The 11840-nt window shown below is 67.4% G+C and carries 13 protein-coding genes; 2 read left to right on the top strand and 11 right to left on the bottom strand.

Translation table 11 applies throughout. The features are described 5' to 3' along the window. The 9 genes from AAC067_RS08975 to AAC067_RS08935 all read right to left on the bottom strand — a co-directional run bounded on the left by AAC067_RS08975 (nt 1) and on the right by AAC067_RS08935 (nt 8327). Nucleotides 1–1383, bottom strand: coding sequence for a sigma-54 dependent transcriptional regulator (locus tag AAC067_RS08975; RefSeq protein WP_339931653.1), 1383 nt, complete (start codon nt 1381–1383; stop codon nt 1–3). Between the two features lie 44 nt (nt 1384–1427). Continuing rightward, nucleotides 1428–1760, bottom strand: coding sequence for a flagellar motor switch protein FliN (fliN, locus tag AAC067_RS08970; protein WP_339931651.1), 333 nt, complete (start codon nt 1758–1760; stop codon nt 1428–1430). Then, nucleotides 1750–2415, bottom strand: coding sequence for a flagellar assembly protein FlbE (locus AAC067_RS08965; RefSeq protein ID WP_339931649.1), 666 nt, complete (start codon nt 2413–2415; stop codon nt 1750–1752). The genes fliN and AAC067_RS08965 overlap by 11 nt, the downstream gene beginning before the upstream one ends. 1 nt (nt 2416) lies before the next feature. Next, complete coding sequence (gene fliG / locus AAC067_RS08960; protein WP_339931647.1) at nt 2417–3451, bottom strand: flagellar motor switch protein FliG; 1035 nt, start codon at nt 3449–3451, stop codon at nt 2417–2419. Then, nucleotides 3451–5079, bottom strand: coding sequence for a flagellar basal-body MS-ring/collar protein FliF (fliF, locus tag AAC067_RS08955; RefSeq protein ID WP_339931645.1), 1629 nt, complete (start codon nt 5077–5079; stop codon nt 3451–3453). The genes fliG and fliF overlap by 1 nt, the downstream gene beginning before the upstream one ends. Nucleotides 5080–5213: 134 nt before the next feature. Further along, nucleotides 5214–6311, bottom strand: coding sequence for a Glu/Leu/Phe/Val dehydrogenase dimerization domain-containing protein (locus AAC067_RS08950; protein ID WP_339931643.1), 1098 nt, complete (start codon nt 6309–6311; stop codon nt 5214–5216). 78 nt (nt 6312–6389) lie between these two features. Further along, complete coding sequence (locus AAC067_RS08945; protein WP_339931641.1) at nt 6390–7421, bottom strand: alpha/beta fold hydrolase; 1032 nt, start codon at nt 7419–7421, stop codon at nt 6390–6392. Then, a complete protein-coding gene (locus AAC067_RS08940) occupies nt 7418–8023 on the bottom strand; it encodes a uracil-DNA glycosylase family protein (protein ID WP_339931639.1) in 606 nt (201 codons plus the stop codon). The genes AAC067_RS08945 and AAC067_RS08940 overlap by 4 nt, the downstream gene beginning before the upstream one ends. Next, nucleotides 8004–8327 (bottom strand): DUF3253 domain-containing protein, encoded by a 324-nt coding sequence (locus AAC067_RS08935; RefSeq protein WP_339931637.1) that lies wholly within the window; start codon nt 8325–8327, stop codon nt 8004–8006. The genes AAC067_RS08940 and AAC067_RS08935 overlap by 20 nt, the downstream gene beginning before the upstream one ends. 50 nt (nt 8328–8377) lie before the next feature. Between AAC067_RS08935 and AAC067_RS08930 the strand changes: the two genes are divergently transcribed. Next, entirely contained in the window at nt 8378–8812 is a 435-nt protein-coding gene (locus AAC067_RS08930; protein WP_339931635.1) for a PaaI family thioesterase, read from the top strand. Here AAC067_RS08930 and AAC067_RS08925 read toward each other — a convergent pair. Next, nucleotides 8809–9426 carry a glutathione S-transferase gene (locus AAC067_RS08925; protein ID WP_339931633.1) on the bottom strand — a complete coding sequence of 206 codons (618 nt, stop codon included), beginning with the start codon at nt 9424–9426 and terminating at the stop codon, nt 8809–8811. The genes AAC067_RS08930 and AAC067_RS08925 overlap by 4 nt on opposite strands. Nucleotides 9427–9457: 31 nt before the next feature. Next, nucleotides 9458–10729: a nucleoside transporter C-terminal domain-containing protein gene (locus tag AAC067_RS08920; protein WP_339931631.1), complete on the bottom strand. Its 1272-nt coding sequence runs from the start codon at nt 10727–10729 to the stop codon at nt 9458–9460. 163 nt (nt 10730–10892) lie between these two features. Here AAC067_RS08920 and AAC067_RS08915 point away from each other — a divergent pair, with 163 nt between their 5' ends. Continuing rightward, entirely contained in the window at nt 10893–11840 is a 948-nt protein-coding gene (locus tag AAC067_RS08915; protein ID WP_339931629.1) for a DUF4349 domain-containing protein, read from the top strand.

Genomic DNA, 11840 nt, shown 5'->3' with positions numbered 1-11840 from the left:
TCAGGCTGCGTAACCGGAGGCGGCGACGCCGGACTGGGGTGCGGGAATGGGCGTGCCGTCGTCCGAATATTCGTTGAGCTTGTTGCGCAGGGTGCGGATCGAGATGCCGAGGATGGTGGCCGCGTGGGTGCGGTTGCCGAGGCAGTGCGACAGGGTGTCGAGGATCAGCGTCTTCTCCATCTGCGCCACGGTCTGGCCGACGTAAGCGCGCGACACGGCGTCGGCGGTCTGGGCGGCGCGGGCGGCGGGACTGGAATCGATCGAGCCACTGCCGGTCAGGGGCTGGCCGTCGGGCAGGCGGATGGCTTCGGCATCGATCTCGGCCCCGGTCGCCAGCAGCACCGCGCGGTGCATGGCGTTTTCCAGCTCGCGCACGTTGCCGGGCCAGCGGTGGCCGGCCAGGGCGCGGCGGGCGTCGGCGGCGATCGGGCGGACCGGCACGCCGTTGGCAGCGGCGTATTTCTTGACGAAGAAATCGGCCAGGGCGGCGATGTCGCCCGGTCGTTCGCGCAAGGACGGCAGGCGCAGGTTCACGACGTTCAGACGATAGAGCAGGTCCTCGCGGAAGGTGCCCTCGCTGACGGCGCGGGCCAGGTCGCGGTTGGAGGTGGCGATGATGCGGATGTTGACCGGCACGGGCTTGGTGCCGCCGACCCGGTCGATGACCCGCTCCTGAATGGCGCGCAACAGCTTGGCCTGCAGGCGGGCGTCCATCTCGCTGATCTCGTCCAGCAGCAGGGTGCCGCCGTCGGCTTCCTCGAACTTGCCGATGCGCCGGGCGATGGCCCCGGTGAAGGCCCCCTTCTCGTGACCGAACAGCTCCGACTCCAGCAGGTTGTCGGGGATGGCGGCGCAGTTGACGCTGATGAAGGCCCGTTCGGCGCGCTTGGAATTGGTGTGCAGATAGCGGGCCATCACCTCCTTGCCGACGCCACTTTCGCCGGTGATCAGGATCGAGGCTTCGGAGCGGGCCACCTGGTCGGCCAGCATGACCACGGCCTTCATCGACGGATCGGCCGAGATCAACGGCCGGTCGTCGTCAGCCACGGCCGACAGCACAGCGGCGATCAGATCGGCTTCCGGCGGCAGCGGGATGAATTCCTTGGCCCCGGCCCTGATGGCGGCGGCGGCCTCGGCGGCGTTGGCGTCGAGACCGAAGGCGACCACCGGAACGTGGATCCGCTCGGCATCGTTGGCGGCGATCAGCGCCCCGATGTCGAGGTGATAATCGACCATCAGCAGGTCAGCCCCCTGCCCGCGCCGGAGTTGCTCCGTCGCCTGGTCGATGCGCTCGACGTGCTGCACCTTGGCCCCGTGGGCCATGGCCATCTTTACCGCCGACGCCAGCTGGCCCGAAAGCCGTCCAACCACCAGAAGCCGCATGGGTCTTCTCCTCTAATCTCTACTTACGGGGATCCGGCAGCCGATCAGGCGCCGGTGTCCTCGGTCTTGATGATTTCCGTCATGGTCACGCCGAGACGGTCCTCGACGACGACAACCTCCCCGCGGGCGACCAGACGGTTGTTGACGAAGATGTCGATGGCCTCGCCGACCTTGCGGTCCAGCTCGAGCACCGAGCCGCGATTCAGCTTCAGCAGCTGGGCTACGGTCATGTGGGCCTTGCCGAGCACGGCCGAGATGTTGACCGGGACGTCGAAGACGCTGGCGAGATCGGTGGCGGCCTTGTCACCCCCCTCATCGCCGGTGGTCAGGGCGGTGGAGTCCGGAAACTCCTCAAGGGACAGATCGTCATTGGCCATCGGAGGGCCTCCCGTCAGAAAGGGTTTCAGCGTGGCCGGCTTCGCTCGCCAGGGCCGAGTGCAAGGCCTCGGACATGCGGGCATGGGCGGCCTCTGGATCGAAGCCGGCGCGACCGTCGGCCCACTCCAGCTGGAAGGCCGCGACCGGCAGATCGGAGTCCTCGCGGAAGGCGACCAGACCCGAGAACCCGGCGTCGGCGCACAGCTGGGTCATCCGCGCCTGCACGGCCTCGTCCAGCCCGGCGGAGCGGATGACCAGACGCGGCGTGGCGTCGATCTCCTGACCCAGGGCTTCCAGCGCGGCCTGCAGCGGGCCATCGGGAAAGCGGTCGAGGGCGGCGGCGGCGACAACGCGGGCGGCGGCGAGGGCCAGGTGCGATGCCTGTTCGCGATGCAGCTGGATCAGCCGGGTCAGGGCCGGCGCACCGGAGGCCACGGCCTCACCGATGGCCGTGACGGCCATGGCCTGCAGGCTCTCGACCTCGGCCAGGGCCGTTTCGCGGGCATCGAGCCGGGCCTGGGCCACCAGGGCCTCGACTTCGGCGGGAGCGTACGAGCGTTTGGTCGGGCGGAAGCTGGACGGCGTTACGACGACGCCGGAGTCGTCGAACTCGGTATCGAAGGCAAACGGGCGATGGACGGAGGGTTCGGTCATGTCAGTAAATCAACTCGTCATCGCCGCTCTGGCCGACCAGCATGATCTCGCCCTTGGCGGCGAGGTCCTTGGCGACCTGAACCATGGCGGTCTGGGCGGCATCGACATCCTTGAGACGGACGGGGCCCATCGATTCCATATCCTCGCGCATGATCTTGGAGGCGCGTTCGGACATGTTGGAGAAGAACATCTCGCGCAGGCTTTCCGACGCCCCCTTCATGGCCAGGCCGAGGGAGTCCTTGTCGACGGCGCGCAGCAGGGTCTGGACACCGCCGGGGTCGAGCTTGTTCAGATCCTCGAACACGAACATCAATGCCCGGATGCGCTCGGCCGCCTCGCGGTTGCGCTCTTCCAGCGCACCGATGAACCGGGCCTCGGTCTGACGGTCGAAACTGTTGAAGATGTCGGCCATCAGCTCGTGACTGTCGCGCTTGGAGGTGCGCGCCAGGTTCGACATGAATTCGGTGCGCAGCGTCTGTTCGATCTTGTCGAGGATATCGCGCTGCACCGGCTCCATCCGCAGCATCCGCTGGACGCATTCCAGGGCGAAATCCTCGGGCAGGGCAGTCAGGACCCGTGACGCATGGTCCGGCTTGATCTTGGACAGGACCACGGCGACCGTCTGCGGGTATTCGTTCTTGAGATAGTTGGCGAGGACGGCCTCGTTCACATTGCCGAGCTTGTCCCACATGGTCCGGCCGGCGGGACCACGGATCTCCTCCATCAGGCCGTCGACCCGATCCGAGGGCATGAAGGAGGCCAGCAGGCGCTGGGTCTGTTCGAAGCTGCCCATGACCGAGCCCGAACCGGCCATGCCGGACACAAACTCCACCATCAGCTCCTCGACGACCGTCGAGGCCACCGTGCCCAGGGCGGCCATGGCCTGGGAGATTTCCTTGATCTCCTCCTCGTCGAGAGACTCCCAGAGCCGGGGATGATCCTCACCGAGGGCCAGCAGAATGACCGCGGCCTTTTCCGGCCCGCTCAGTTTGGCGGGGTCTTCAATGACGACCTTCTTGGTGGGAGCGCGGGCCATCAGCCTTCGTGCACCCAGTTGCGCAGGATCGCCGTCGATTCATCGGGGTTCTTGTCCACGAAATCAGCGACCATCTTGACCGACGATGCCTTCACCTGACCTTCGACCCGGGCCATATCCAGCCGCTTTTCCATTTCCGACGGCCCGGTCAGCTGGGCCACATCGCCGCCCTGGCCTCCGCCCAGACTCGTCTGCAGCACCGCGGTGCCGCCCGGTGAGGCCAGCGCGGGGAGCCCGCCGCCGCCCGAAGCGGTCTTCAGCAGCGGCCGCAGGACGAAAAAGATCAGCAGCAGACCGGTGATCAACAGGACCAGCAGCTCGATGCCGCGCATGATGTCGTTCTTGGTGAAGGCGAACAGCGACGACCCGGCTTCAGTGCCGCCCATGTCGGCGATGTTGCGGGTGAAGCCGACGTTGAGAACCTCGATCTTGTCGCCCCGGGCCTCGTCGATACCGACGGCGGCGGCGACAAGGGACTTGATCTGTTCGATCTGTTCCGCTGAGCGCGCCGTATAGGTGGCCGGCCCGTTGCCGTCGGCCGCCGGGACGCGCGCGTCGTCGACGACCACGGACACGGCCAGTTTCTTGACCTCGCCGGCCTCCTTGATCGTCGTCGTCGTGGTGTTGGAGATTTCGTAGTTGGTGGTTTCGGTATTGGCCGTGTCGGTGGAGCCGGCCGGGGTCGTGGTCGGTGCCTGGCCGCCGGGGATGTTGTTGGTCGCCGTGGCTCCGCCGTCGGTCGCACCGGTGGTGTCGGTCGACTCCGTGCCGTTGGTCGAGGTCGAGCGCACGACCTGGCCGTCAGGATCGTAGCGCATTTCCTGGGTGGTGGAGCGACTGTGGTCGATGTCGGCGGTGACCTGGACCCGAGCCGCCCCGACACCGACGACGCCCTCGACGATGTCCTTGATGCGGGCCTGAAGCTGGGCCTCGGTCGTATTCTTGGCGTCGAGGGCCGAGGCGGCACTGAAGCCGTCGGCACTGGATCCGGCCGCCAGGGTTCGGTTGGCGGTGTCGGTCAGGGTGACCTTTTCCGGCTTCAGGTTCGGCACCGAAGAGGCAACCACGTTGCGGATGGCATCGACCTGGTTGGCGGTCAGGGCCCGACCGCTGACACCGACGACGACGGAGGCCGTGGGGTCGACCCCGTCCGACTGGAACAGCTCACGCCGTGGCATCGCGATCTGGACCCGGGCCGAGGTGATGCCCCGCATCGACATGATGGTGCGCGACAGCTCGCCCTGCAGGGCCCGCTGTTCGTTGAGGTTCTGCTGGAATTCGGTCTGACCCAGCACCGACTGGTTGTCGAACAGCTCGTAGCCGACCGAGCCCGAGGTCACGAGCCCCTTGCCCGCCAGCATCAGCCGGGCCTCGCCGACGTCGTCGCGATTGACGAAGATGGTCGAGCCGTCGCCCTTGGATTGATATTTGATCCCGGCCCCGTCGAGAGCGCTGGAGATCTCGGAGGCCTCACGCAGGTCGAGGTTGGAATAGAGCAGGGCGTCCGGGGCCTGACCGATGCGCAGCATGACGGCGACAAGCACCGCCGCAACGCCGGCGGCAACGCCCAGCACCACAGTCAGTCGACCGATTCCAAATCGCTGCAACGCCGCCGAGAAGCCGCCCACGCGTCCCCACCCACTCTAACCGACGGGAGACCGAACACGCCCGCTAGGCAGAAACTGCCGCCTGCGTGGTAAATGGGGCGTTAAGACCGGTTAATCAGGCAACAGTTTCCGTGGGCTGTGTCGACCGGGTTGGGTCAGGCGGCCCGGCGCCGGGTGTCCCGTTCAGCGGCAGCGGCCTCAATCCGGGCTTCGGCGATGGCAGCGGCGATCTGATCGGTCGGCCGCCGTTCGGACGCCGAACGCTCGAGGATCTCCTCAAGGGTTTCCATCAGGCGGCCGAGCTTGGCCTCGACCCAGGCCGGGTCATAGGCCCCGCCGGCCTGTCGGGCGCGCAGTTCGGAGGCGACATTGATGATGCCGCCGCCGTTGATGACATAGTCCGGGGCGTACAGGACGCCGCGCGTGAACAGGGCCTCGCCGATCTCGGGCGTGGCGAGCTGGTTGTTGGCGGGGCCGACCACCGCCTTGACCGTCAACCGGTCCAGCGTCTGCGCATTCAGCGTCGCGCCGAGCGCACAGGGGGCATAGATGTCGGCCTTGACGTCATAGATGGCGTCGGGGGCGACGATCTCGGCATTGGTGCGGGCCGCGACCTCGGCCAGCAGTTCGGTGTTGACGTCGGTCACCACCAGCCTGGCACCGGCCGCGTGCAGCTTGTCGGCCAGATAGCCGCCGACGTGGCCGACGCCCTGCATGGCGATGGTCAGGCCGGTCAGGTCATCCTGCTTCCACAGACGACGGGCGACGACCAGGGTCGAGCGATACACACCCTCGGCCGTGACCGGGCTGGGATCGCCCGAGGCTTCCGGACCGTCCTTCAGACCCAGGACATAGGGCGTGACCTTGCGGGCCTCGGCCACGTCCTCGACCGACACGCCGACGTCCTCGGCCGCGTAATAGGTGCCGCCCAGCGTGTCGACGGCGCGCCCGAAGGCGGCGAACAGTTCGGGGGTTTTCTGGGTGCGGCTGTCGCCGATGATGACCGACTTGCCGCCGCCCATCTCCAGATCGGCGATCGCGTTCTTGTAGCTCATGCCGCGCGACAGGCGCAGAACATCCTCCAGCGCCTCGCTGCTGGAGGCGTAGTTCCACATGCGCGTGCCACCGACGGCGGGGCCCCGGGCCGTGGAGTGGACGGCGATGATCGCCCTGAGGCCAGTCTTTTCATCGAAGAAGGCGTGGACGCCTTCATGGTTCGCAAAAGACGGAGAATCGAAAAGCGTCGTGCTCATAGCGAGCCTTCCCGGGCAATATTCATGTTGGGGCCAGATACCCTCAGGATGACGCAACGGCAAGCCTGACGGTTGGTTTCAGAGTCCCGGGGACGTAGCCTGCAGTTGCGGCAGGACCGCGGTGGCTCCGGACGGCAGCGGGGCCGCGGGATCGCGCAGGGCCGCGACGACATCACCGTAGACGGTCACCGCCCCGAGATCGCGGTCCAACAGATGCCAGCCGTCCGGATACCAGGCCGTGCGCAGGGTCGGCGATGCCCCGGCCCGCTCCAGCGCCAGCCGCATAGGTCCGGGGGTGACGATCTGGTCGTGCGCCCCATACAGCAGCAGGGTCGGCACGCGGGTGTCGCCCAGCCGCTGCGAAGCCGTCTCCATCAGCCCGACCAGGCCCGACAGGGTGTCGAAACGGGTCGCCAGAATACTGTTGGGATCCCGGCCGTTGCGGATCAGCTCCAGAATGTTGTCGGTGGCGCGGATGTCGCGGACGGCCCACTCCGGCGGCTCGACCGCGCGGTCGCCGAACAGGCGGGAGGCGAACCACAGGCTGGTGCCGTTGAGCCAGCCCTGGCTGGACCAGCCCCAGACCCCCGGTGCCAGCAGGATCAGCCGGTCGGCGGCGGGCGGCTGATCCGAGGCGAAGGCGGCGACGGCGATCGACCCGCCCATGCTCTCACCGACAACGGCGACGAGGGCGTCGGGATGACGGGCCCGGACAAGGGCGACGACGGTGCGCAGGTCGGTGGTCAGGGTCGCCTCGCCGGCCCACAGGCCCCGGCCCGGAGCCTCACCGAAGCCGCGCTGGTCATAGGCCCAGGTTTCGATCCCCTGTTCGGCCCACCACGGACCGGCCAGACGGAACGAGGCGCGCGAGTCGTTCATACCGTGCAGGGCCACGATCACCGCCCACGGCTCAGCCTCGGCCGGGGCCCAGTGCAGATACGGCAACCGGGCCCCGTCCTGAACGACGAAGGCCCCGGACTGGCCTGCGGGCACATCCTCGATATACGGACCGACGAACCCGGCCGGCGGCGTCAGCGGCGGCTGGACATAGGGGGTGGCGCAGGCCGTCAGGACCATGGCCAGGCACAGGACGGACAGGCGTCTGATCATGGGGCGAGGATAGCCCGGACACGTTGCTGCAAATAGGGCAGGATTTCCGCTTCGAACCAGGGGTTTCGCCGCAGCCAGGCCGTGTTGCGCCATGACGGGTGCGGCAGCGGCAATATGTCAGGCGCAAAGCTGCGCCAGGCCCGCACCGTCGCGGTCATACCGGACTTCGCCGCCGCGCCCAGCGCCCAGGCCTGGGCATGACCGCCGACCAGCAGGGTCAGCTCCATGCGCGGCAGGGCCGCCAGCAGCCGGGGTCGCCACAGCTCGGCACAGCGGCGCGGTGGCGGATAGTCGCCGCCCCTGGGGGCTGTGCCGGGATAGCAGAAGGCCTGGGCCGCGACGCCGATGCGCGGGTCGGCGTAGAAGGTCGCATAGTCGACGCCCAGCCACTGACGCAGCCGGTCGCCCGACGGGTCGGTGAACGGCAGGCCACTCTCATGCACCCGTCGACCGGGGGCCTGGCCGCAAATCAGCAGCCGGGTTTCAGGAAAGACATGCACCACCGGACGCGGCGTGTGCGGCAGCTCACCGAGACAGGCGCGGCAGGCCCGGATGTCGTCGAGGACGGCTCCGAGATCGGGATCAGGCGAAGTCGTCGTCATCCTCGTCGACCACCGGCGGCAGGGCGGCCAGGGCGGCCGCCGTTTCCTCGGGCGTCGGCAGACGCAGGCGGATCACGCCCTTGAAGGCCGTCGGGTCGACCACCTTGCCCTTTTTGGTGATGGTCAGCCTGCCCTGACGCATCAGGGCCAGCGCGCAGTGGCGCACCTTGGGCAGCAGGCGTTGCCATTGTTCCGGCTGCAGTTCCTTGGCCACGTCGGAGGGCTCGATACTCTTGCCGCCGACACCCTTGGGATCGGCCTTGGCCAATTTTTCGAAGATGGCGCTCTCGATGGGATCGTTCATGATGTCTATATGCTGCGCTGCAATAGCGGAAAGAAGGCGGAGTAAGGACTATGGTCGCGAAAGTCACGGTGAGCGAGGGCGAGTTCGCCGGCTGGCAGCACTATGATCTGCAGGGCACCTTCGACCAGGTGGTCGGGCCGTTCTATTTCAAGCCCGATCCGGACGGCCGCATGCGCTGCGCCTTCCGGGCCGAGCACAAACATATGAACGCCGGTGACCGCATGCACGGCGGCTGTTTGATGACGTTTGCCGACATCGCCCTGTTCCAGACCGCCTACCAGGAGATGGAGGGCAAGAACGGCGTCACCATCCAGCTGGATTCGACCTTCATCGACGGGGCCTATGTCGGTGAGCTGATCGAGGCGACCGGCGAGGTGGTGCGGGCCGGCGGGTCGCTGATCTTCGTGCGCGGCCAGATCACCACCGGTGACCGGACGCTGATGACCTATTCCGGCGTGATCCGGAAATTCACGCCGCGGGGCTAGAGCCCGGCCTTCGCCGCCGGGCGGGCCCGGCAGGCCTCGAGCCAGCGGTTGAAATGCTCGAACGCCTCGGGCGGCTGGTATTTGATCATGCGGGCGAAATCGAGCCCGGTCACCGAGACCAGGTCGGCCATGGTGAAGCGGTCGGCAGCGATGAATTCACGGTCGGCCAGATGCCGGTTCAGCGTCTTCATCATCTTCTCGGCCTCGGCCTGGTTGTAGGCCCCGACCTCCGGGTTCTGCGGCCCCATCAGGGCCAGACCCGGATGGGTGTGGCGCACCGCCAGCATCATCGGATTGGCCAGATAGATCTCGCAGCGCCGGGTCCACATCTCGATCACCGCCTGTTCGCGCGCGTCCCGGCCGAACAGGTTGGGCTCGGGATAGAGGGATTCCAGATAGCGGCAGATGGCCAGCGACTCGGAGATACAGGTCCCGTCGTCGAGCTCCAGCGCCGGGACATGGGCCAGGCCGATACGGTTGCGATATTCCGGAGACTTGTGCTCACCCGTCGCCAGATCGACGGACACGATCTCGATGTCCTCGATGCCTTTTTCGGCCATCAGCCAGCGAACCCGACGCGGATTGGGTGCGCGTGCATAGTCGAACAGCTTCATGAGGGACGCTCCGTTTTCTAATGCAACGCTATCAGGCGAACACCGCGGCGGGCAAGGCCCCGACCACGGCGGCGGTCATCAGGGTGGCGAGGAAACCGGCGAACAGGGCCTTCCAGACCATGCCCAGCACCTCCTCGCGGCGATCGGGCACCAGCACCGACAGGCCGGTGACGGTGATGCCGACCGAACCGATGTTGGCGAAGCCGCACAGGGCATAGGTCATCAGCATCCGCGTGCGTTCGCTCATGTCACCGACCGGGATCTTGCCCAGTTCGATGAAGGCGACGAACTCGGTCAGGGTCAGCTTGACGCCCAGCAGCCAGCCGGCCTTGCCGGCTTCGGCCCATTCCACACCGGTCAGCCAGGCCACGGGCATGAAGACCCAGCCCAGCACCCGCTCGACCGTGACATGGTCGCCGAACAGCCACAGGCCGCCCAGCATCACATTGGCCAGGGCGACCAGCGCGACGAACACGATCAGAATGGCCGAGATGTTCAGCACCACCATCAGGCCATCGGCCGTACCCTTGACGATGGCGTCGACGGCGCTGTCGTATTTCAGGTCCGAACCGTCTTCGGCGTGGGCCCCGCCCTGCCCCGGTTTCTCCGGAATGATGATGCGGGCCAGCAGCACCCCGGCCGGAGCCGAGACGATCGAGGCGACCAGCACATGGCCGGCGGCGTTGGGCAGGACGTCATGCAGGATGGTGGCATAGGCGACCATGGTCGAACCGGCGACCGTGGCCAGACCGACGACCATCAGCAGAAACAGCTCGGACCGGGTCAGCCTGGCCAGATAGGCGCGGATGACGATCGGGCTCTCGATCATGCCGAGGAAGATATTGGCCGCTACCGCCAGGGCCGAGGCCCCGCCCAGGCCCATGGTGCGCTGGAACAGGAGACCGAAGCCGTGGGTGATCCATTTCAGGACCTTCCAGTGCCACAGCAGGGCCGACAGGGCCGAGATCACCAGGATCAGCGGCAGGACATTGAAGGCGAAGGTGAACAGGGCCGACGGGTTGTCGACCGAATAGGGCTGGTCGCCCCCGGCCAGATAGCCGAACACGAATTGCGCGCCCTTGGCCGAGGCCAGGCTGAGACCGTCGACGGCGCTGGTCACGGCGGCCAGCACGGACTGGGAGCCGGGAATGGCGAACAGGGCCAGCACCAGTCCGGCCTGGACGGCCACGGCCCCGATGGCCAGCTTCCACGGAAACGCCCGCCGGTTCTCGGACAGACCCCAGCAGGCGGCGATGATGACGAGCAGCCCGAACAGGCTCTGCAGGTTCAGAAGGCTGAACATCGAGGACTCCCCCGCCCGGCCCCCCGCCGGACGTCTCTGACCGCTTGAACGCGAGCGGAGGGCGTCTGGCAAGACGTCTTCGCACGCCGACGTTGCCGTAAGCCGGCCATAATCGGCGCGCGACATCACGCAGGCGTGATCACCGCGCGGATGGAGGATGTCGATGCCCACGGGATTGAAGACCTTCGCCAGCCTGACCGCGATCGCGGCACTGGCCGGCTGCCAGCAGTCCGACAGTAACGGCGCCCTCGATGCAGCCGACGCGGTCGTCAGCATGGAGATGATGGCCCCCGCAGCCCCGCCTCCGGCGATGGCCGTCGCCACCGACGCCGCCGGCAAGACCTCGTCGGGGCCGCCCGCAGAGGTGGCCGTTCGGGCCGCCCAGATCGCCTACGCCTATCGCTACGGTCTGGAAGTGCCGGCGGACAAGGGGCCGGCGCTGATGCAGCGGCATGAACAGGCCTGTGTTTCAGCCGGGGCCGCCGTGTGTCAGGTGATCGGTTCGGAATCGACCCGGTACGGCCGCGACAGCCTGTCAGCCCGGCTGGAAATCCGCGCCGTACCCGCCTTCCTGACGCCGTTCCGGGCCAGGCTGGAGGGGGATGCGACAGCGGCCGGCGGACGGATCGCCCTCGCCGCCACCGATAGCGAGGACCTGTCCCGCAATCTCAGCGACACCGAGGCCCGAATGCGCGCCCTGTCGACTCTGCGGGACCGGCTGCAACAGCTGCTGGCGACACGAACCGCCCCGCTGGAACAGTTGCTGCAGACCGAACGGGAACTGGCGCGGGTCCAGGGCGAACTGGACGCGACCCGGTCGGCGCTCGAACTGATGCGGACCCGCGTCGCTACCTCGACCCTGACCATCACCTATGAGGCAGCGGGACAGCTGGCTCCGGACAGCGCCTTCCGTCCGGTGTCTTCGGCGCTGGACAACGCCCTGACCGTATTCATGCAGGCGCTGGGCGGGCTGATCCTCGTATTCGCGGCGATCCTGCCGTTCGCCCTGATCGCGGTTCCGATCCTCTGGATCGTGCTGCGACGGCGCAGGGCCGCGAGGATCCTGAAAGCCGAAGAGCCGGTTCCGTCCGCTACCGACGGTCAGCCGTAG

This window comes from uncultured Brevundimonas sp. (assembly GCF_963977465.1).
Classification (GTDB): domain Bacteria; phylum Pseudomonadota; class Alphaproteobacteria; order Caulobacterales; family Caulobacteraceae; genus Brevundimonas.
Note: the sequence above shows the minus strand (reverse complement) of the source record. Positions and strands in the feature narration are given on the sequence as shown.